Annotated in this window: 29 protein-coding genes; 27 read left to right on the plus strand and 2 right to left on the minus strand. The window is 68.2% G+C overall.

What is annotated here, in order from left to right; all coding sequences use genetic code 11:
• Positions 1–257: 257 nt before the first annotated feature.
• Positions 258–662 carry a transposase gene (locus ACQW02_RS25320; protein WP_431282687.1) on the plus strand — a complete coding sequence of 135 codons (405 nt, stop codon included), beginning with the start codon at positions 258–260 and terminating at the stop codon, positions 660–662.
• A 156-nt stretch (positions 663–818) separates the two neighbouring features.
• Here ACQW02_RS25320 and ACQW02_RS25325 read toward each other — a convergent pair whose 3' ends face one another.
• Positions 819–1,271: a helix-turn-helix domain-containing protein gene (locus tag ACQW02_RS25325; RefSeq protein WP_431282688.1), complete on the minus strand. Its 453-nt coding sequence runs from the start codon at positions 1,269–1,271 to the stop codon at positions 819–821.
• Positions 1,272–1,571: 300 nt separating this feature from the next.
• Here ACQW02_RS25325 and ACQW02_RS25330 point away from each other — a divergent pair, with 300 nt between their 5' ends.
• From ACQW02_RS25330 to ACQW02_RS25420, 19 genes are all read left to right on the plus strand, one after another.
• The gene (locus ACQW02_RS25330; RefSeq protein WP_431282689.1) at positions 1,572–1,916 is read left to right on the plus strand and encodes a helix-turn-helix domain-containing protein; all 345 of its coding nucleotides are present in this window, start codon (positions 1,572–1,574) and stop codon (positions 1,914–1,916) included.
• Positions 1,913–2,035 carry a hypothetical protein gene (locus ACQW02_RS25335; RefSeq protein ID WP_431282690.1) on the plus strand — a complete coding sequence of 41 codons (123 nt, stop codon included), beginning with the start codon at positions 1,913–1,915 and terminating at the stop codon, positions 2,033–2,035. Before ACQW02_RS25330 ends, ACQW02_RS25335 begins: the two co-directional genes overlap by 4 nt.
• Positions 2,032–2,292 carry a hypothetical protein gene (locus ACQW02_RS25340; protein WP_431282691.1) on the plus strand — a complete coding sequence of 87 codons (261 nt, stop codon included), beginning with the start codon at positions 2,032–2,034 and terminating at the stop codon, positions 2,290–2,292. Before ACQW02_RS25335 ends, ACQW02_RS25340 begins: the two co-directional genes overlap by 4 nt.
• The gene (locus ACQW02_RS25345; protein ID WP_431282692.1) at positions 2,289–2,999 is read left to right on the plus strand and encodes a DUF7168 domain-containing protein; all 711 of its coding nucleotides are present in this window, start codon (positions 2,289–2,291) and stop codon (positions 2,997–2,999) included. Before ACQW02_RS25340 ends, ACQW02_RS25345 begins: the two co-directional genes overlap by 4 nt.
• Complete coding sequence (locus tag ACQW02_RS25350) at positions 2,996–3,262, plus strand: helix-turn-helix domain-containing protein (protein WP_431282693.1); 267 nt, start codon at positions 2,996–2,998, stop codon at positions 3,260–3,262. Before ACQW02_RS25345 ends, ACQW02_RS25350 begins: the two co-directional genes overlap by 4 nt.
• Positions 3,259–3,696 (plus strand): hypothetical protein, encoded by a 438-nt coding sequence (locus ACQW02_RS25355; RefSeq protein WP_431282694.1) that lies wholly within the window; start codon positions 3,259–3,261, stop codon positions 3,694–3,696. Before ACQW02_RS25350 ends, ACQW02_RS25355 begins: the two co-directional genes overlap by 4 nt.
• On the plus strand, positions 3,693–4,193 hold the full coding sequence (locus ACQW02_RS25360; RefSeq protein WP_431282695.1) for a hypothetical protein: 501 nt from the start codon (positions 3,693–3,695) through the stop codon (positions 4,191–4,193). Before ACQW02_RS25355 ends, ACQW02_RS25360 begins: the two co-directional genes overlap by 4 nt.
• A 53-nt stretch (positions 4,194–4,246) precedes the next feature.
• Entirely contained in the window at positions 4,247–6,280 is a 2,034-nt protein-coding gene (locus ACQW02_RS25365) for a transposase (RefSeq protein WP_431282696.1), read from the plus strand.
• Positions 6,277–7,041, plus strand: a complete 765-nt coding sequence (locus tag ACQW02_RS25370) for an AAA family ATPase (protein ID WP_431282697.1) — start codon at positions 6,277–6,279, stop codon at positions 7,039–7,041. The genes ACQW02_RS25365 and ACQW02_RS25370 overlap by 4 nt, the downstream gene beginning before the upstream one ends.
• A 1-nt stretch (position 7,042) precedes the next feature.
• Positions 7,043–7,492, plus strand: a complete 450-nt coding sequence (locus ACQW02_RS25375) for a hypothetical protein (RefSeq protein WP_431282698.1) — start codon at positions 7,043–7,045, stop codon at positions 7,490–7,492.
• On the plus strand, positions 7,489–7,896 hold the full coding sequence (locus tag ACQW02_RS25380) for a hypothetical protein (RefSeq protein WP_431282699.1): 408 nt from the start codon (positions 7,489–7,491) through the stop codon (positions 7,894–7,896). The genes ACQW02_RS25375 and ACQW02_RS25380 overlap by 4 nt, the downstream gene beginning before the upstream one ends.
• Entirely contained in the window at positions 7,893–8,489 is a 597-nt protein-coding gene (locus ACQW02_RS25385; RefSeq protein WP_431282700.1) for a hypothetical protein, read from the plus strand. Before ACQW02_RS25380 ends, ACQW02_RS25385 begins: the two co-directional genes overlap by 4 nt.
• Complete coding sequence (locus tag ACQW02_RS25390; protein WP_431282701.1) at positions 8,486–8,884, plus strand: hypothetical protein; 399 nt, start codon at positions 8,486–8,488, stop codon at positions 8,882–8,884. The genes ACQW02_RS25385 and ACQW02_RS25390 overlap by 4 nt, the downstream gene beginning before the upstream one ends.
• A complete protein-coding gene (locus ACQW02_RS25395; RefSeq protein WP_431282702.1) occupies positions 8,881–9,075 on the plus strand; it encodes a hypothetical protein in 195 nt (64 codons plus the stop codon). Before ACQW02_RS25390 ends, ACQW02_RS25395 begins: the two co-directional genes overlap by 4 nt.
• Positions 9,072–9,371 (plus strand): hypothetical protein, encoded by a 300-nt coding sequence (locus ACQW02_RS25400; protein WP_431282703.1) that lies wholly within the window; start codon positions 9,072–9,074, stop codon positions 9,369–9,371. Before ACQW02_RS25395 ends, ACQW02_RS25400 begins: the two co-directional genes overlap by 4 nt.
• 9 nt (positions 9,372–9,380) lie before the next feature.
• Positions 9,381–9,911: a host-nuclease inhibitor Gam family protein gene (locus tag ACQW02_RS25405; protein ID WP_431282704.1), complete on the plus strand. Its 531-nt coding sequence runs from the start codon at positions 9,381–9,383 to the stop codon at positions 9,909–9,911.
• Positions 9,911–10,378, plus strand: coding sequence for a regulatory protein GemA (locus ACQW02_RS25410; protein WP_431282705.1), 468 nt, complete (start codon positions 9,911–9,913; stop codon positions 10,376–10,378). Before ACQW02_RS25405 ends, ACQW02_RS25410 begins: the two co-directional genes overlap by 1 nt.
• Entirely contained in the window at positions 10,375–10,797 is a 423-nt protein-coding gene (locus tag ACQW02_RS25415) for a hypothetical protein (RefSeq protein ID WP_431282706.1), read from the plus strand. The genes ACQW02_RS25410 and ACQW02_RS25415 overlap by 4 nt, the downstream gene beginning before the upstream one ends.
• Before the next feature lie 92 nt (positions 10,798–10,889).
• Positions 10,890–11,642: a transglycosylase SLT domain-containing protein gene (locus ACQW02_RS25420; RefSeq protein WP_431282707.1), complete on the plus strand. Its 753-nt coding sequence runs from the start codon at positions 10,890–10,892 to the stop codon at positions 11,640–11,642.
• On the opposite strand, the gene ACQW02_RS25425 is transcribed toward ACQW02_RS25420, so the two are convergent.
• Entirely contained in the window at positions 11,582–11,926 is a 345-nt protein-coding gene (locus ACQW02_RS25425; protein ID WP_431282708.1) for a hypothetical protein, read from the minus strand. The genes ACQW02_RS25420 and ACQW02_RS25425 overlap by 61 nt on opposite strands.
• Positions 11,927–11,948: 22 nt before the next feature.
• Between ACQW02_RS25425 and lysC the strand changes: the two genes are divergently transcribed.
• The 7 genes from lysC to ACQW02_RS25460 all read left to right on the plus strand — a co-directional run bounded on the left by lysC (position 11,949) and on the right by ACQW02_RS25460 (position 17,551).
• A complete protein-coding gene (gene lysC, locus ACQW02_RS25430) occupies positions 11,949–12,209 on the plus strand; it encodes an Rz1-like lysis system protein LysC (protein ID WP_431282709.1) in 261 nt (86 codons plus the stop codon).
• A 23-nt stretch (positions 12,210–12,232) separates the two neighbouring features.
• Positions 12,233–12,601, plus strand: a complete 369-nt coding sequence (locus ACQW02_RS25435; RefSeq protein ID WP_431282710.1) for a DUF2730 family protein — start codon at positions 12,233–12,235, stop codon at positions 12,599–12,601.
• On the plus strand, positions 12,598–12,954 hold the full coding sequence (locus tag ACQW02_RS25440; RefSeq protein ID WP_431282711.1) for a VpaChn25_0724 family phage protein: 357 nt from the start codon (positions 12,598–12,600) through the stop codon (positions 12,952–12,954). The genes ACQW02_RS25435 and ACQW02_RS25440 overlap by 4 nt, the downstream gene beginning before the upstream one ends.
• 1 nt (position 12,955) lies before the next feature.
• Complete coding sequence (locus tag ACQW02_RS25445; protein ID WP_431282712.1) at positions 12,956–13,456, plus strand: DUF1804 family protein; 501 nt, start codon at positions 12,956–12,958, stop codon at positions 13,454–13,456.
• Positions 13,453–15,147, plus strand: coding sequence for a phage terminase large subunit (terL, locus tag ACQW02_RS25450; protein WP_431282713.1), 1,695 nt, complete (start codon positions 13,453–13,455; stop codon positions 15,145–15,147). Before ACQW02_RS25445 ends, terL begins: the two co-directional genes overlap by 4 nt.
• The gene (locus tag ACQW02_RS25455; protein ID WP_431282714.1) at positions 15,147–16,652 is read left to right on the plus strand and encodes a hypothetical protein; all 1,506 of its coding nucleotides are present in this window, start codon (positions 15,147–15,149) and stop codon (positions 16,650–16,652) included. Before terL ends, ACQW02_RS25455 begins: the two co-directional genes overlap by 1 nt.
• Positions 16,653–16,717: 65 nt before the next feature.
• Positions 16,718–17,551 carry a hypothetical protein gene (locus tag ACQW02_RS25460; protein WP_431282715.1) on the plus strand — a complete coding sequence of 278 codons (834 nt, stop codon included), beginning with the start codon at positions 16,718–16,720 and terminating at the stop codon, positions 17,549–17,551.
• Positions 17,552–17,645: the final 94 nt, after the last annotated feature.

The raw sequence follows: 17,645 nt of genomic DNA on the forward strand, positions 1-17,645 counted from the left end.
GGAGCGGGCGGACACCCGCTCCGGCCTTTGCCGCGATATTCCAGGTATCCCCGGCGGCGTGCCGTCGCCCCATCGTCGCCCGGGGTGGTGCCCGAACGGCCGCTGCTGGTCCTGATCCGCGTCGGCGCGGTCTATGTGATCATCGTTCTTTGATCGGCCGCTGACATGCGTCTGCCATCATGATGCTGGCCGCGACGCCCGATGCTGTGGCATAAGAAAAATAACCTATTTCCCGCCCCCCATGCTACACGACCCGCATGACCCATCCCCATACCCCCCGCCCCTGGTCCCCCCTCTCCGACCTCGAATGGGCCGCCCTCTACCCCTACCTGCAACACCGCTCCCCCGCCGGTCGCCAGGTCGGTGACCTGCGGGGCCGCATCGACGCCATTTTCCACGTCGCCTGCGCCCATGCCCCCTGGCGCGACGTTCCCGAAAAATACGGCAAACCCGATACCATCGCCCGATACTTCCGCCGCCTCACGCATGGGGGCCTCTGGCAAACCCTGCTCGAAACCCTCGCTCGCCTCGACGACGACCACCCTTTGCGCGCGATACAAACCTTCATCTTCCGCGCCTGTCGCCGGGCGCATCGCATTTGTGGGGAGGGGATCACTTTGGTAGTGGTTCCAAAATTCGCCCCCACCCGATGTGCGATCTGAAACCGGCCTTTGAATTGGGTTTGCGTCCGCAGTCCACGACAAATTCTCGCCGGCCGGTTTGATAGCAAATGATCGGCTTTGAGCGTGGATCGCGCGAAAAGCGTTAGCGTTTTGGTAGTTCGTGAGCGCGGAACGATCTTGGCTGCTCGGCCTGCCTCACTCGCCCCCGCCTGCCTTAGCCTCCGCGTGCGAGGCCAATTCTCGGCGGAGCCGGCGTCCGACCATGGCAACCAGCGAGGCGCCGCTATGGCGCCGCTCCGTGGCATCGGCCACGGCACAGATGCTCTGATACTGGCGGAAGACGACGGCCACTAGGCGCGGCCTGTCCAGGGGTATGCCCACCTCCTGATAGATGCGTTCAACGTTCTCATAAATGGCGGTTATCAGCCGTTCATCGACCGCATCCAGGGGGGGCGGTGGCCCCGTGTCGGTCTGCTCTTCGACGTTCCGCGCGGTCTTCATGGCGTCGCCAACCAGCAGCCAGTCCATCGATACGCCGAGGAAATCGGCCACAGGCTGCAGGTTGTTTGCGCGCGGCGATGTGTGTCCGCCGAACCACTTGGCGAGCGTGGTTTTCTCGACCCCGCTGCCTTCTGCCAGCTGCTGCATGGTTACGTCCCTCGCCTTCCTCGCCTCGTGAAGGCGGGCGGGCAGCCCGCTTGGCTTGCGCTTCACAGCCCCCTCTCGGAAGGAGCAGCACGACACCCCTTTTCGGAATCGCAAGCTGTTGTTCTGGCACAATAAATACCGTTTTTTGTCCTTGTCCGCAGGAACACAACCGTAAAACGGAATTTCCTGGTTGCGAAAATGCCGCTAAACGGTATCTTCGCGCTGTTGCTTCCCATGAACTCCACATCAAACCCCTTTTAAAAACCCGCCTGCCAGGGCGGGGTATCGGAGACAAAGCCCATGGCCGTGCGCCGGAAAGACGGCAGCTGGAACGTCGCCAAACTCCCGTCTGGTGACTGGCATCCTGAGGAGATCAAGGCCGCTGTCCGCATGGAGCGGCGCGGCATGAACCTCCAAAAGCTTGCCCGCGACAACGACCTGCACCCGAACGCCTGCGCGCATGCCATCGCGAAGCCGCACTACCTGGGCGAGCAGGCCATCGCCAACCTCCTCCGTCTCTCCCCTGCGGACATCTGGCCGAACCGCCACGAGGCGGATGGCACCCGGATATGTCAGGTCCGTGTGAGAACGAAAGCTAGCCCTCCCTCCACCGGCGGTCATTGTGAAAATCGGGTGGCTGCATGAGGCGGCGCCAGGAATTTGGCGGGCAGACGGTCCTGGGCGGACTGCTGTTTGCCGGAATGATGTGGCTGATCCTATCGGCGGACCGGCTGCTGGGCGTGGCGGTGGAGGCGCTCCGGTGAGCGCCACCTTCATGGAGGCGACCCCGCTCGCCTGGGCCTACATCTGCCACCGCCTGGCGGCGCGGCAGGCCGGCGACCGCTACCAGCGTCAATGGGCGGCCGACCTTCGCGACCGCGCGGCCAACAGCTTCCGCGCCGCGATTCGCGCCGGCGGCGCCGAGGCGGCTGCGACCCGTTCCGCCCGCCTCCTGATGGATGAGCGCCTGGACGTCACCGACCCTGGCCTGCTGGTCATCCTGCTGACGGTGCCGGCATGAGCGAGCTGGACGCCATCAAGGCCCGCATCCGTGCGCTTGGGGCACGCACGACGGCGCGCGGATGCACCGAGGCGGAGGCTTTGGCGGCGGCGGAGAAGATGCTGGAGCTGATGCGCCAGCACCGCCTGACCGATGACCAGGTCGCCTGCGGCGAAGCCGAGGTGAGCCTTGGCCGGATGCGCCGGGCGCCAGGCGACAGCATCTGGCTGCTGGTCGCCTCCGCCTGCCACTGCATCGCCTACACGCGGCGCTCCTTTGCCCGGCCGATCCGGGTTGTCTACGTCGGCCGGCTGCCCTGGCCCGAGGTCGCGGAATGGATGCATGGCGTGGTCGCCGGCGCCATGGCCCGTGCCAACCGAGACTTCCTGAAAACCCCAGGCTATCGCGCCCGCCGGACCCGCCGGACCCGCAACCTGGCACGTGCGCATTTCGCGGCCGGCATGGCCGAAGGCTTGGCCTACAAGCTTGCCGGCTTGATCGGGCAGGACGGTGCCAAGGCCGAACGCGCTGCCGACGTCGCCCTTGCCCGGCGCGCCATCGTCGATGTCGAATTCACCAAGTCCCGCCCCGTGCCAGTGCTGAAGGGGGCCGGCAGCTTTGCCGGGGTCCGGAACAACGGCCGCACCGCCGGCATGAACACCTCGGTTAACTGGGGGGTCAACGGGGGGAAACCGCCCCTCGCCATCGGCCGGGACCGAGGGGAATGAGTGCCGCCCGGAACGGCGCCAGCAACTGGCGGGTGGAATACGCCAGCCTGGCGATGCGGCTCTGCCGCGCCCGCGCCGCCGCTAAGCTGCGGCAGGCCGATGTCGCGCAGCGGGTCGGTATCTCGCTACGGCAATTCGCGCGCCTGGAGGCGGCGGAGGTCGATCCCACCGCCCGCGTCCTCTTCGCCTGGGCGCACGCGGTCGGGCAGCGCATCAACATGACAGATATGGCATGCGCCCCCGCCGAGGACGCCGCGCCATGATCGTTTGGCGTCCCTGGTCCAAGACCGAGGATGACGCGTTGCGCGACGCGACCGGTCCGATCAGGGACGTGGCTGCGGCACTTGGCCGCACCGAGGGTGCAGCGCGGGCACGTCGTGGCTTCCTGGGTCTGAACGACCGGATTTGCCGCTGGACGGACGCAGAGGATGAGGCCCTCCGCACCTCCATCGAGCCGACCAAGGTGCTGGCTCGGCGGCTTGGCCGGACCCCAGGTGCCATGGCCCGCCGTTGCGCCACGCTGGGGATAGTCCGGATTAAGCGGGTCGCACCGCCCGTGACGATCCGCGCCGAGGCATCGACCACCGTCACCCGGCGCTGCCTCCAGTGCCGAGTGACCTTCGAGACGCCCCGCCACCTGTTTGTCTGCGCCCGCTGCAAGTCCTCCGTGACCTGGCGCGAGGCCGACCTGGGATGAGCCGCCGCCCCGTCCTTAACCGCGCGCAAGGGTCGTTCTTCGACACCGCGCCGGAACCGCTTCCGCTCCACGACTTCGGCATGGAGGTGCGCAGTGTGCTTGCCGAAACGCTGGCGGCGGCGCGCGACGGCGGTGCCGATCGTCACGCCGTCGCGGCGGCGATGAACCGCCTTGCGGGCGATGAAGGTTCGGGGAGGGAGATGACGAAGCGGATGCTGGATCAATACTGCGCCCCATCGTCGACCGATTGGCGGTTCCCCTTGGAGGCGCTGCCGCTGCTGCATCGCGCGACCGGCGATGCCCGGCTGCTGACGCTGGTGAACAGCGCTTGCGGCCAGAAGGCCCTGCCGGAGGAAGCTGCCGCCCTCGGCGAGCTGATGCTGCTGGAGATGCAGAAGCGCGAGCTGAATGAGCGTGCCGAGGCGCTGCGGCGCCGGCTGCCGAAGGGGGCGACGGAATGGGCGTCGCGTGAGATCGCGCGGCGGGGGCGGGCATGACGGGGGCCATGTGGAGGACCGCGCAGGGGTGGGCGGACGCGAACCTCCCCGGCATGCCGACGACGAAGGTCGGTGTGACCCACCGAGCGAAGCAGGAGGGCTGGTCCTCCCGCCCCCGCAGCGGACGTGGTGGCGGGCGAGAGTATTCCATCAAGGTCTTGCCGCAGGAAGCGCGGGCGGCGCTTGTGACCCGTCTCGCCGACGCCGCACCGGCCCCGATAGAGCAGCCAGCGCTCCCTGCGCTTCCCGCGCCCGCGACGGCGCAAATGGCCAATTGGCAGCGCCAAACCATGGATGCCCGCGCCGTGATCCTCGCGGAGCTGGAGCGACTGGCGCAGGTGGCTGGCATTACAGCCGCCATCGCAGAGATGGTCGGCCGCGCGAAGGCAGACACTCTGCCCCAACATCTGAAACAGTTCGTAGGCGTAGCCAACGCACGCGCCGGCAAGACGGGCGGGCGCACCTTGTCCGTCATGACGCTGTATCGGTGGCGGTCCGAGGCTAAGCGCGGCGTTGCCGCACTGGCACCCGTCGCGCCGTCGCTGTCGGTTGCACCGCCAGCCTGGGCACCGGCCTTCCACAAAGAGTGGAACGGGCCGACGAAACGCAAGCTGTCCGAGGTGCTGCGGACGATGCACAAGCATCTTCCCGAGGGCGTCGCCATGCCCTCGCCCTCGGCCGCCAGGCGCTACCTGGACAAGCTGTCGCCGCTGGAGCGCGAGGCCGGGCGCCACGGCCCGAACGGCATGCTGCAATTCCTGCCCTACAAGCACCGATCCGTGGATGGGCTTCCGCCGATGGCTACGGTCACGGCAGATGGGCACACCTTCAAGGCATGGGTGCGGAACCCGCGCAGTGGCAGGTCGTTCAATCCGGAAGTCGCCGTCGTGATGGATACCGCGACGCGGTATCTCCTCGGCTTCTCGACTGCGCTCGCCGAAAGCTCGCAAGCGATCCGTGACGCGATCCGGCACACCGTCGAGCGGTTCGGCATGTTCGGCCTGTTCTATACGGACAACGGAAGCGGCTTCATCGCGAAGGCGATGACATCGGACGCGGTCGGGTTGCTGGCCCGCATCGGAGCTTCGCCGGAGAATTCGACGCCGGGCCGCGCGCAGGCACGCGGTAAGATCGAAGCCTTCATGAAGGTGCTGCGCGCCGCTGCGCGCGATTTGCCGACCTATACCGGCCGTGACGTGGATCGCGAGTTCAAGAAGCGCCTCGAAAAACAGATCAGCAAAGACACCAAGGCGACCGGCACATCTCGGCGCGTGATTAGCTGGGAGGACTTCACGGCCTTCCTCGGCGACGTGTTTGATCGCTACAACATGAAGCCGCATCGGGGCCTGCCGAAGTTCACAGATGGTAACGGCGTCAAACGCCACATGTCGCCGCACGATGCGATGGAGCATTGGCGTGCGCAGGGTTGGACACCTCGCATGGCGCCGGCCTCCATGCTCGACGATCTTTTCCGGCCCTGCGAAGAGCGCACTGTTACCCGAGGTCTCGTGCCGCTCGGCGACGCGAAGTATTTCGCGGCCGATCTGACGCCGTTCCATGGTCGCCGGGTGCGCGTCGGCTATGACCCGCATGATCCGTCTAAGGTGTGGGTGCGCACTTTGGAGGATGATCGCTTCATTTGCGAGGCGACCCTGAATGGTCACCACACAGAGCAGCACCCGCGCTCCATGGTGCAGATCGCCCAGGACAAGCGCAATGACCGACAGGTGGACCTGCATCGCAAGGCAGTCGAGGCCATTGAGGACGAACGCCGGGGCTTCCGTGTCATCGAGAACGCGCCGCAGGTGGCGCCGCACGTGCTCAACCACACTATCGAGCGGGCGCATGCCGAGTTGCCCCTCCAGGTCGCAGCGCCCGTCGCGCTGATCCAGCCCACCGAGACGCACGAGGATCGCTGGTGGCGGCGCGCCTCGGGCCTTCAGGCCAAACTCGATGCGGGGGAGACCCTGTCCGAAGCCGATGCCCACTGGCTCGCGGTCAACCGCCAGGAAGGCTGGTTCAAGGCCCGCCTGATGGCCGCGCAGATGGCTGCCAGTTTCCCCAATCCCGCACGGAGAACAGCATGAACCACCTCACCATTGTGACGCCCGGTGCCGCGCTGCCCTCGGCCACCGGCGGCGTCGCCGCGTTGCGCAACATCACCGCGCTGTCGGCGCTGATCACGCGCACGATGCAGCGCGCCAGCCATCTGCCCGGCCTCGCTACGTTCTCGGGACCGTCCGGCTTCGGGAAGTCCTTCGCGGCCGCGCACGCCGCCGGCGCCTTCCGGGCCTACTACGTCGAGGCGCGCTCGGGTTGGACGCGCAAGGCCATGCTGCTGGCCATCCTCCGCCAGCAGGGTGTGGTCCCGGCCAGGACGGTGACTGAGATGGTCGACCAGGTGGCGGAGCAACTCGTGCTTTCGCGCCGCCCGCTGATCATCGACGAATTTGACCACGTGGTCGCGCGCTCGCTCGTGGAGCTGGTCCGCGACATATACGAGCAGAGCCAGGCGACCATCATCTTGATCGGTGAGGAATACCTGCCGCAGAAGTTGCAGCGGTGGGAGCGCTTCCACGGCCGCGTGCTGGACTGGATGCAGGCGTCGCCGTGCAGCCTGCCGGATGCCCAGGCGCTGGCGCGCCTCTATTGCCCGAACCTGACCGTGGCGGATGACCTGCTGGCGCGGTTGGTCAGTGAGGCGCACGGCTCCTGCCGGCGCGTTTGCGTCAACCTCGATCAGATCAATGTCTACGCGCGTGGTGAGGGGCTGGAGACGATCACGCTCGGCGATTGGGGCGGTCAGCCGCTGCACACCGGCAAGCCGCCCGCGACGCGGAGCTTTTGAGATGGCCAGCCCAAAGGCGCTACCCATCCCGGATGGTGCGGAGGGGTTGTCCAAGTTTGGCCTCCTCCAATTGATCGATCGCACATATCCGCTTGATGCCGGCGAGTACGAGGGTCTGGCAAAATTGTCGCGCGCAGGTGTGCTTGCTTACGCAATGCAGTTTGCAGCGGTCAAAGACAGACGAGCCCTGGCCGACGCGCGCTGGCGGGAGCTTGAAGAGGAGGTACAGGACTGTCGCAATTTGTGGCTGCGAGCCATTAACAACGTCACCGTCCATAGCATCCTGCTGGACAAAGCATGCTCGCCTGGCGGCCGCGCGGTTCTGAATGCCCAGGCGCTGGCACGGGCAAGCTGGGCGGAGGAGAAAGCCTGCGCAACCTACCGCAAGGCTGTGGAAGTCTCTGACGCCTTCCACGAGCAGTACATCATCGACCACTGGCTTCACTCATGACCGCCCCCCGCAAGGCCCGCACCGCCAAGGTCCCGCCCGTGCCGGCGACGGTGGAGGAGCTGTCGCGCGACGGGCTGCTGTTCCTGTTGCGGTCGCGATTCCCGCCCGATGCCTGGGACTTGGCCCGTGCGCGTTGGCATGAGCTGTCTTGCGTGAGTGACGCCGCCTCCCAGGTGTGGCGCGCCGCAGCAGCCCAGGGGGACGCCGCGTTCGATGCGCAGATGCTGGCGTTCGGGGAGCGCGGCCAGAGCCTCGCCGCCCGGCGCCGGCTTCGGAAGGCAAGCGAAGCTTTCGACGCGGCCTCCGCCAAGCGGGAACGTCTCTACGCCGCCTACGGGCGCGCCAGCTCGATCGCCGATGCTTTCTGGGAAGCGCACCTCAATTCCGGCGGGGACACCGCATGACGCCCCCGCGCAAGCGCCGCCCGACGTTACGCCCGCTCGCGCGCCTGACGGGGCGCGACGCGGTCTGGTCGATCATCCGCGAGCTGGCTGCGCGGCCTTCGCCGGAATTTACAGCGCACGACATCATGGCCAGGATGACGGGCGGCACCGCCATGGTGAACGACTACATCCGCCGCCTTGCCGCAGCCGGGATCGTTGAAGTGCTGGTGCCCGCCACCCGCAACACGCGGGGCGTCTATCGCCTGGTGCAAGATCACGGTGTGGAGCCGCCGCGCGTCAACGCCGCCGGCACCATCGACAACACGCCGAGCGAGCAGGAGCGCCTGTGGCAGGCGATGAAGGTGCTGCGCACCTTCATCGTGACTGATCTGCTGACGTCCACCGGCATCCAAGCACCGGGGACGGTTCGCAGCTACGTCTGGAACCTGACGCGCGCCGGATACCTGGCCGTGGTGGAACCGGCCGGCCGGGGCACCTTCGCCCGATACGCCTTGCTGGCATCGCGCAACACCGGCCCGCGCGCGCCTGCGGTGCGGCGCGGCGGCATCGTGCTCGACCAGAACACCGGCGCCCAGATGTGGCCCGTGCCATGAAGGCCGTCGCAATCCTTGCCGTCGATCGGGCGCGCGCCGCCTGGGGCGATGATCTGCCGGCCTGGGTGCTGGCGCTGGCCATTGCCAGCGACGCCACCAGCCAGGCCAAGGCGGCCAAGGCAGTGGGCTATTCGCCGGGGCGGATCAGCCAGGTGCTGAACCGCAGCCTCAAGCCCGAAACCGGGCAGCTTGAGCGCGCGGTGCGCGGCGCCTTCATGGGCGACACCGTGAATTGCCCGGCGCTGCGGCAGGAACTTCCCGCGCAGCAGTGCGTGGCATGGCAGCGCCGCCCCTACGACGGCAGCAATCACCAGACGGTGCGCATGTTCTTGGCATGCCGCGACTGCCCGAACCGGCAGAGCGATGCCGATGCCGGCGGGGACACCACGGCATGAGCATCCAGCCCCACCGCACCCAGTGGACGCTGGTGGTACGCGGCGGCGGCTTGCCGCCCGGCGATCAGGTCGAGACCTTTCCCGATGCGGCGGCCGCGCAAGACCGCCTCCGCATCCTGCGGACCACGGCCGCCCAGAAGGGCGAGCCCCTGGTGTCCCGAATCATGCCACCGAAGGGGCACGCTCAATGACACCGATGCCGCCGATCATCTGGCCGGCCGAGCCCGCACAGGTCGAGGACGCCCGCGCCGATCTGCTCCAGTTGATGGAGCGCACATCGCCGGCCGAGGTGCGCGAGATGATGCGCGCCCTGGATGACGCCATGCAGGGCGCGCCGATCGAGACGGTGCTGCTCGCCCTTTCTTCCGCGTTAGGCGAGGCCGCCGCGCAATGCGTCGGCCAATGCACCCCGGAAGCCCTCGCCACCCTGGCGGTCACTTTGCAAATCGCCTGGGGCCACACCGTCACCACCCGTACCAAGCACTGAGAGACTAACATGGCCCCCAGCACCCGCACCCGCGTCAAAACACCCGCCCTTGCAGTGGTCGCCCCGGCGACCGCCGCACAGGCCGCAGCCATGGTCGCGCGCATGGGCAGCGTCGGCCGCGACCTGGTGCTGCTGACCGCAGCCCTGGATGAAGAGATCGCGGCCAGACGTGCCTCGGTAGAAGTCCAGGCCGCACCGCTTCGTGTCGAGCTGGCGAACCTCCAGGCCGGCGTCCAGGCATGGGCCGAGGCGAACCGGGACGATCTGACCAAGCGCGGCCGGACCAAGACAGTGCGGCTGACCACCGGTGCGCTGCTGTGGCGGCGCTTGCCGCCGTCCGTCCGCATCACCACGCCGGGCGCAGTGCTGCTGCTGCTGGAGACGATGGGCCTGGAGCGCTTCCTGCGTCGCAACGTCACGATCAACCGCCAGGCGATGCGGGGTGACCCGGTCGCGGCCCGCTTGGTGCCAGGCGTATCGATCGGTAACCCCGGCGAGGAATTCATCGTGCAGCCCCATGCCGAGGAGCTGGTGGGCTGATGGGCGCCCCCGTCACGAAGGCGCGCCCGGATGCGATGAAGCGCCTGGTGGTCGCCATCCAGGTGCGCCGCCGCAAGCTGGAAGGGCTGGCCGAGGAGGCCGACTGGCGTGCCTTCCTCGGCCGTGTCACGGCCGGTGAGGTGAGCCTGCGGGCGATGAACGGCCGCCAGCTGGGCAAGGTGCTGGACGCGCTGCACGACGCCGGCGCACCCCGGTCAGCAGGCGGCCCGCAGCGGTCACGCTACGCCGATGATCCCCAGACGAAGATGATGCGCGGGCTGTGGATTGAGCTGCACCAGGCGGGCCGCGTGCGAAATCCATCCGAAGAAGCGCTGAACGCCTTCGTGAAGCGGCAGACCCAGCAGGACATGGGCGCGCTGTCGGCCGCCCGTGCAGCGGCCGTTATCGAGGCGTTGAAGGGCATGATGAATCGCCCTGCGCCGAAGGCGGGGGGCACGCCGCCATGATCCTCCAGACCGGCGCCGAAGCGCTTCTGCGGGATCGCGCCATCATGCGCACCTGGCCCGCGTCGCTGGTGGAGATCGCGGAGGTGATTGGCATTGCGGCGTCGCTTCGCCTGGTGGACGCCTACGGCGGGACCACCCTCTATGTGCCCGCCCATGCCGAACCGACCCATCGCCTGGTGCAGTCGATCGGGCGGGAGGCGGCGGCCCTTTTGATAGAGCGCTACACGCGGGAGAAGATCGAAGTTCCGACCGTGCGCATGGCCCGCAGTCGCAAGGTGCTGATCGCCGGCGCTTCCGGCCCGACGCACGAGGTGGCGCGCACGCTGGGCGTCACCGCGCGCTGGGTGCGCATGGTGCGCAATATGGGGCGGCCGGACCCCCGCCAGATAGACATGTTCGCCGCCCGCGTGGAGGATTGACCGCGTCGCCTCCGGGATGAGGCACCGGAAGCCCTTCCGCCTACGTCCACGACTTTCGCGCGCGATGGTGGCACCTCAACCGGAGGTGTCCCGTGGGCGACTTTCTTCTGACCGCAGCCGCAATGAAGGCGCTCTATGTGAGCGTCGGCGTCGTCATCGCCATCCTCGTAACGCGGTGGCTGGACCATCGTGGGGGGATACGGTTCCGCCACGCCCTGAGCGTCATCATGTTGCAGCCACAGGCGGCGGCACTCTACTTCGGCCTGCGCATCCTCGGCATCTGCATCTTGCTTGGACTGCTGGTCGGTTGCGGCTCGGCGCAGGCCAACAGCCTATTCCCCTCGCGCTACGACCCGCAGATACGCGCCGCCGTCGAGCGCTGGTGGCCTGACCATCCCGACTGGCTTGCCTGGCGTGCGCAGCTCTATCAGGAAAGCCGACTGCGGCCGGATGCCGTGTCGCCGGTCGGCGCGGCCGGCCTCGCGCAGTTTATGCCGGGCACCTGGCGCGACGTGGTGCGGGAGCTGCGGTTGCCCGCCGGCGTGTCGCCCCACCAGGATATCGCGATCGATGCCGGCGCCTATTACATGGCCCGGATGCGCCGCACCTGGTCGGCGCCGCGCTCCTCGGCCGAGCGGCATCGTCTGGCCCAGGCCAGCTACAACGCCGGCCCCGGCAACATCATTCGGGCGCAGACGCTGTGCGGTGGTGCCTCGGATTGGCCAGGCATCAGCCCCTGCCTGCCGCGCATTACGGGCGCCCTGCACGCCGCCGAAACGCAAGGCTATGTCGCCTCCATCGCGCAATGGCGTGAGCGCATGATCGCCGAGGGCGCGCGGCCGTGATCGGCTGGCGCCTCTACCTTGCCGTTGGGGCGCTGCTGCTGGCCGGCGGCGCCGCGCTGTGGGTGGGCGTCACCTGGTCGGGTTTGGAAGCCCGCGCGGCCGAGGCGACCCGCCGGGCAGAGATCGCGGAGCTTGCCGCCAGCCGCAATGCCGCCGCCCTGGCCGAGGCCGCCAGCATCCATGAATCGCAGATGCAGGCCGTCGCGGCCCGCGCGCAGAGCGCCGAGGCCGAGCGCCAGGTGCTCGCAACCCAGGTGGAGGCCCTTCGTGTCGATCCGAGCCATTCGTCTCCTGCCGCTCCTGTGCTTGTCCGCGCTGTTGATCAGCTGCGCCTCCGTCGCCCCGGTGCCAGAGGTGCGGCTGGTGCGGACCCCGCCGCCCGCCCCGCTGCTGGTGCCGCCGGCGGCGCCGGCCCTGCCGCCGCCAGGCGCCCCGCTGACACAGGGCCGGGTCGGTGAATTGCTGCTCGCCTATGACGCCGCCCTGGCGACCGCTGCCGCGCAGCTGCGCGCCATCGCCTGTCTTTATCCGGACACCTCCGGCGCCGCCTGCGGCACCCCGCCCTGACCTGCTGACCTGGAGCGTGCACCGTGTCGTTGTCGTTTGATGAGATGCTGAAACTGTGGCCGATCGTCGTGACGATCGGGGGCATCGTCCTCGCGGGCGTGCTCTGGCGCTTCCGGGGGGAATTCGCCACCAAGGCCGATGTTTCGGAGCTGCGCTCCGAGGGCGTGAAGACAGCCCAGCGCCTGGAGCGCATCGAGCGGGACATGCAGCACCTGCCGACGCGAGAGGACATCCATCGCATCCAGCTCGGGATGACCGAGATCAAGGGCAGCCTGGGGGAAATGCGGGTCGAGGCGCGCGGCGACCGGGAGCTGCTGTCGCGCGTGGAGACGGCCATGGCCAGGCATGAGGACATCATCTCCTCGCGCGCCCGCAGCGGAGGCATGGCGTGACCCATCGCGACCCCATGGCGGAAGCCTGGCGGGCGCATCTGCGCATCGCCATCCTGCGCGCCCTGAATGATGACCCCGGCCGGGCGAGCAACGAGAGCCTGCTCATGGACCTGGTGCAGGCTGTCCACATCTCGGCCGACCGCGACCAGGTGCGGGATGAGCTGCTGTGGTTGCACGCAGAGGACCTGGTGGCGGCCACCGTCACGCGCGGATCGATGATGGCGCTGCTGACCGAGCGTGGCGCCATGGTGGCCGAAGGCCGGCGCACCCATGAGGGCGTGAAGCGACCGAACGTCACCGCCGCCGTGGCGCGCAAGGCGCTGTCCATCAGCCTGGACCGGCTGAAGCGCTGACATGGCGCATCCCCCGGAAACGACAGCCAAGCTCCGCGCGGCCTATGTCTATGACCGTCTCGGTTTGGATGCCGCATCGGATCGCGCGGGCATCAGCATCGCCACCGCGCGCCGCTGGAAGCGAGAGGCGGAACAGGCCGGCGATGACTGGGACCGGGCGCGCTCGGCCGCGCGGCTGTCCGGCGATGGCAACCAGCTCATCACCCAGATGATCCTGGATGACTACCTGACCCTGCATCAGGCCACGATAGAGGGCGTGAAGGCGGACGCGAAGATTACCCCGCTGGTGAAGGCGGAGATCATGTCGCGGCTCGCCGACGCCTTCACCAAGACGATGGCGGCCGTCGCCAAGGCATCGCCGCAGATGAACCGCCTGGGCGTGGCTACCGATGTCATCCAGCGCCTGTCGCGCTATGCGGCGGAAGTGCATCCGCACCACGCCTCGGCGCTGTTGGAGGTACTGGAACCCTTCACGGTCGAGCTGGCCCGAGAATACGCATGAGCGGTACGGCCGCCGGCGGCCCGCGCCTGCGCACCAGGTCGCGCAGCGAATTCCGGGCCGACATGGCGGACGTCGCAGCAGAGCTGCGCCGCCGCATCGAAGCCGATGTCACTGGCCTGGACAACAGCCCGGAGGCCATCGCCGATCGGCGCCGCCAGGCGCTGGCGCCGGACGGCTTCGCCTTCTTCTGCCGGACCTATTTCCCGCACTACATCCGGAACCCGCAGCACCGGTCCCGGCTGCACGATTACCTCTATCGCCGCCTGCCCGAAATCCTCACGACCACGGCCGGGCAGAACGATGTGATCGCCGCCCCCCGTGGCGAGGCGAAATCCACCATCTGCTCGCAGCTCTTCCCGCTGTGGTGCATCGCCCGCCGCGCCAAGCACTATGTGCTGATCCTCATGGACGCCTTCGACCAGGCCGCCGTGATGTTGGAGGCCATCAAGGCGGAGCTGGTGTCGAACCCCCGCCTTGCCCATGACTTCCCCGATATCTGCGGCCAGGGGCGCGTCTGGAAAGAGGGCGTGATCGTCACCGCCAGCGGCGTGAAGATCGAGGGCGTGGGGTCGGGCAAGCGCCTGCGCGGCCGTCGCCACGGACCGCATCGGCCCGACCTGGCGGTGCTGGACGATATCGAGAACGACGACAACGTGCGCAGCCCGGAACAGCGCGACAAGCTGGAAGGCTGGGTGGACAAGGCGGTGCTGAACGTCGGCGCGGCGGACGGGTCGCTGGACGTCATCTATATCGGCACCACGCTCCACTATGATGGCGTGCTCGCGCGCAAGCAGCGCAACCCGCTTTGGCGTGCCGCGAAATTCGCCAGCATCGTCCGCTGGCCGGATGCGATGGATCTGTGGGACCGCTGGGAAGAGGTGCTGCGGAACGACGGCCCGGATGCGGCCGACGCCCTCTATGCCAGCCGGAAGCCCAGCATGGATGCCGGCGCCATCGTGAGCTGGCCCGGCGTCCGCCCGCTGGTCGCCCTGATGAAGTTGCGGGTGAAGGTTGGCCATGCCGCCTTCGACAGCGAGCAGCAGAATGACCCGGTCAGCAGCACCGATGCGCTGTTCGGCACCGTCACCTTCTGGGTCGATCGGCTGGCCGATTGGGTGTTCTTCGGCGCCTGCGATCCCTCCCTTGGCAAGCAGAACCGCGCCCGCGATCCGTCCGCCGTGCTGATCGGTGGCCTGAACCGGGAGACCGGCGTGCTGGACGTGGTGGAAGCGCTGATCCGCCGTCGCCTGCCCGACCGGATCATCGAAGACATCATCACCATGGAGGAGGAATATCGCTGCCTCCGCTGGGCGATCGAGAGCGTCCAGTTTCAGGAATTCTTCCGCACGTCGCTGATCGCGCGTGGCCAGGCGCGGGGCGTGCCGGTGCCGGCGGTGCCTGTGATCCCCCTGGGCGACAAGGGGCTGCGCATCGAACGGTTGCAGCCGCATGTCGCCAACGGCGTGGTGCGCTTCCATGCCGGCCATACGGCCCTGCTGGACCAGCTACGGCACTACCCGATGACGGATCATGACGACGGGCTGGATGCGCTGGAGATGCTCTGGATGACGGCTATCGGCCGCCAGCCATCGGCCGGCGCCACCTCGGCCAGGCCGCCCGGCAAGACCGCCGGGGGAATGGGTGCGGCGATGTTTGGGCGGCGCTCGGTCGCCATGCGGAGGATGCGTTAATGCGCCTGTTCAACGCCACGCGAAGGGCCGTTGCCGTGGCTGCCCGCGCTGCCGCCCGCTTCGTGGAGGCGGCGGATGATACCCCCACCGCCGACCCGGCGGCGGCCAGTCGGGACAATGACAATGGCTGGACGCGCCTGTCCGGTCGCGTCGGTGAGCGCGACCTCATGCCGATGGACCAGCAGCGCATGCAGGAGCTGGCCGCCTATGTCTGGGAGGCCAACCCACTGGCCAATCGCATGATTGAGCTGCCGGTGTCGTTCCTGCTGGGCGAGGGCGTGCGCTTGGAGGTGGATGCGACCGATGCCCAGGAATGGCTGGAGAAGTTTTGGAACCACCCCCTGAATGCCATGGATATCAACCTGGTGTCGCATGTGCGCGAGCTGGCGATTTTCGGCGAACAATGCTGGCCGGTTATCCGCAATGAGGTGACCGGCCAGGTGATCCTGGGCAAGGTCGATCCGGCCCGCATCACGGCGGTCATTACCGACCCGGACAACGACGCCGTGGTGATTGGCGTGGAAGCACGCAATAGCCGTGGCGATGGGGCGCTGCGGACCTGGCGCGTCATCTATGCGGCGGAGGAGGCCGAGCTGTTCAGCCCGGCGACCATCGCCCTGCGCGAAGCGATGGATGGCGATTGCTTTTTCTTCCGCATCAACAGCCTGTCCTCCGGCGTGCGGGGCCGGTCCGACCTGCTGGCGGCGATCGACCATGTGGATGCGCATGAACAGCTAATGTTCGGCGAGGTGGAGCGGTCCGTGGTGCTGCGGTCAGTGTCTTGGGACGTCAAAATGACCGGCGCGACACAGGAGCAGATTGACGAACGCGCCCGCACCACGCCCGCGCCGTCGCCGCTATCGGTCAGGTTTCACAATGAGGCGGAGGAGTGGGAGCTGCTCACCCCCACCCTCAACTCGGCCGATGCCGGTGAGGCGACGCGCCTGGTGCGCAACCATGTCCTTGGCGGGGCATCGATCCCGCAGCACTGGATGGCGGACGGCGGTGACGTGAACCTGGCCACCGCCAGCAGCATGGGCGAGCCGACCTATAAGGTGTTCACCCAGCGGCAGCGGCTATGGCGTGCGATCCTGGAGGATGTGGCCGGCTACGTGGTGCGGTCGCGGCTGTTGGCGCTTGGCGTGTCCGATCGCGCCGCAGAACCAGCCTACCGCCCGCGTGCGATCTTCCCCGAGCTGACCGCGAAGGACATCGCGAAATTCTCCACGGTGTTCGGCCAGGTGGTGATGGGCGCCGCGCAGGCGGTCCAGGCCAACATGTTGTCGATCGAGAGCGCGGTGCGCCTGGTGGTGACGGCGGCGGCGCCGTTGGGGCTGGAAGTGGACCCGTTGGAGGAGCTGGGCAAGGCGGCGGCGGAGCTGGCGCGGCGCAATGAGGAGGATGCCTTTGTGGACCCGCCATTGCCCGGCATCCCGCCGGCGGGCAGCACACCAGCCTCGCCACCCCCAGGAATCGGGATTGATCCGCAGCCGCGCGTCCCGTGACCAACCAGGAACGCACCGCTCGCTTTGCGGCCGAGCGGGATCGCCGCCTGAAGGATGGCGTGCGCATGCAGCGGGACACGGCGGCCGAGGTGCGCCGCCAGTTGGAGACGGCCGCCGAGATCATCCGCAGCACCCTGGCTGGAGCGCCCAGCGACTTCCGCCGCTGGCGCCTGACTGAGTTGCAACGCGAGGTATCCAAGGCCCTGGTCGCCGCCACGGCGCCGGCGACGGACAGCGTGCTGGCGGGAATCGCGGCGAGCTGGGGCGCCGGCGTCGCACAGGTGGATGCGCCGCTTGCCGCCGCCGGCATCGACCTGACCGGGAGCCTGGTGGCGCTGGATATGCGCGTGCTGACATCGATGCGCGAATTCGCCACCCACCGCATGGCGGACATCACCACGCGCGTCGCGAACCGGATCAACACTGAGATCGCGCAGGCCGCCATCGGCACACAGACGCCGTTTGAGGCGGCGCAGCGGGTGAACCTGGTGCTGAAGGAAGGCGGGATGCGGCGCGCCACCACCGTTGTGCGCGACGGCCTCGGCCGCGCCTATTCGGTCGCGGCACATGACCGCCAGGTGCAGGCCGTCCAGCTCGTGCCGCAGATGCAGAAACAGTGGCGGCGGTCGGGGAAGCTGCACAGCCGCTATGAGCACGATGCGATCGACGGCCAGGTGCGCGACGTCGATCAGCCCTTCGACCTGCCGAACGGGGTGCAGCTCATGTTCCCCCGCGATCCGTCTGGCCCGATCGGCGAGACGATCAATTGCGGTTGCACCTCGCTGCCATTCATGGCGTCCTGGCCGAAGTCGGTGCCAGCGCGCCGGCCCTTCACTGCCGAGGAGGTGGCGGGCGACCGAAACAAGCGCGCCCTGGCTGCCGCCCACGGCGAAATCTAGGGTCCGCCGGGGAGGCCCCCAGGACGCCGCCAGGCGGTATCTGGCGGGGTGTGTAGCGGCCCGGCGCGTCCGGCGGCTGCTACCCCCGTTAAAA

Source organism: Humitalea sp. 24SJ18S-53 (genome assembly GCF_050632385.1).
GTDB lineage: Bacteria > Pseudomonadota > Alphaproteobacteria > Acetobacterales > Acetobacteraceae > Humitalea.

Coding starts and splice junctions, on each gene's coding strand:
- ACQW02_RS25320 (WP_431282687.1), top strand. CDS start 258: ATGACCCATCCCCATACCCCCCGCCCCTGGTCCCCCCTCTCCGACCTC.
- ACQW02_RS25325 (WP_431282688.1), bottom strand. CDS start 1,271: ATGCAGCAGCTGGCAGAAGGCAGCGGGGTCGAGAAAACCACGCTCGCC.
- ACQW02_RS25330 (WP_431282689.1), top strand. CDS start 1,572: ATGGCCGTGCGCCGGAAAGACGGCAGCTGGAACGTCGCCAAACTCCCG.
- ACQW02_RS25335 (WP_431282690.1), top strand. CDS start 1,913: ATGAGGCGGCGCCAGGAATTTGGCGGGCAGACGGTCCTGGGCGGACTG.
- ACQW02_RS25345 (WP_431282692.1), top strand. CDS start 2,289: ATGAGCGAGCTGGACGCCATCAAGGCCCGCATCCGTGCGCTTGGGGCA.
- ACQW02_RS25350 (WP_431282693.1), top strand. CDS start 2,996: ATGAGTGCCGCCCGGAACGGCGCCAGCAACTGGCGGGTGGAATACGCC.
- ACQW02_RS25355 (WP_431282694.1), top strand. CDS start 3,259: ATGATCGTTTGGCGTCCCTGGTCCAAGACCGAGGATGACGCGTTGCGC.
- ACQW02_RS25360 (WP_431282695.1), top strand. CDS start 3,693: ATGAGCCGCCGCCCCGTCCTTAACCGCGCGCAAGGGTCGTTCTTCGAC.
- ACQW02_RS25365 (WP_431282696.1), top strand. CDS start 4,247: ATGCCGACGACGAAGGTCGGTGTGACCCACCGAGCGAAGCAGGAGGGC.
- ACQW02_RS25370 (WP_431282697.1), top strand. CDS start 6,277: ATGAACCACCTCACCATTGTGACGCCCGGTGCCGCGCTGCCCTCGGCC.
- ACQW02_RS25375 (WP_431282698.1), top strand. CDS start 7,043: ATGGCCAGCCCAAAGGCGCTACCCATCCCGGATGGTGCGGAGGGGTTG.
- ACQW02_RS25380 (WP_431282699.1), top strand. CDS start 7,489: ATGACCGCCCCCCGCAAGGCCCGCACCGCCAAGGTCCCGCCCGTGCCG.
- ACQW02_RS25385 (WP_431282700.1), top strand. CDS start 7,893: ATGACGCCCCCGCGCAAGCGCCGCCCGACGTTACGCCCGCTCGCGCGC.
- ACQW02_RS25390 (WP_431282701.1), top strand. CDS start 8,486: ATGAAGGCCGTCGCAATCCTTGCCGTCGATCGGGCGCGCGCCGCCTGG.
- ACQW02_RS25395 (WP_431282702.1), top strand. CDS start 8,881: ATGAGCATCCAGCCCCACCGCACCCAGTGGACGCTGGTGGTACGCGGC.
- ACQW02_RS25400 (WP_431282703.1), top strand. CDS start 9,072: ATGACACCGATGCCGCCGATCATCTGGCCGGCCGAGCCCGCACAGGTC.
- ACQW02_RS25405 (WP_431282704.1), top strand. CDS start 9,381: ATGGCCCCCAGCACCCGCACCCGCGTCAAAACACCCGCCCTTGCAGTG.
- ACQW02_RS25410 (WP_431282705.1), top strand. CDS start 9,911: ATGGGCGCCCCCGTCACGAAGGCGCGCCCGGATGCGATGAAGCGCCTG.
- ACQW02_RS25415 (WP_431282706.1), top strand. CDS start 10,375: ATGATCCTCCAGACCGGCGCCGAAGCGCTTCTGCGGGATCGCGCCATC.
- ACQW02_RS25425 (WP_431282708.1), bottom strand. CDS start 11,926: ATGGCTCGGATCGACACGAAGGGCCTCCACCTGGGTTGCGAGCACCTG.
- ACQW02_RS25445 (WP_431282712.1), top strand. CDS start 12,956: ATGGCGCATCCCCCGGAAACGACAGCCAAGCTCCGCGCGGCCTATGTC.
- terL (WP_431282713.1), top strand. CDS start 13,453: ATGAGCGGTACGGCCGCCGGCGGCCCGCGCCTGCGCACCAGGTCGCGC.
- ACQW02_RS25455 (WP_431282714.1), top strand. CDS start 15,147: ATGCGCCTGTTCAACGCCACGCGAAGGGCCGTTGCCGTGGCTGCCCGC.
- ACQW02_RS25460 (WP_431282715.1), top strand. CDS start 16,718: ATGCAGCGGGACACGGCGGCCGAGGTGCGCCGCCAGTTGGAGACGGCC.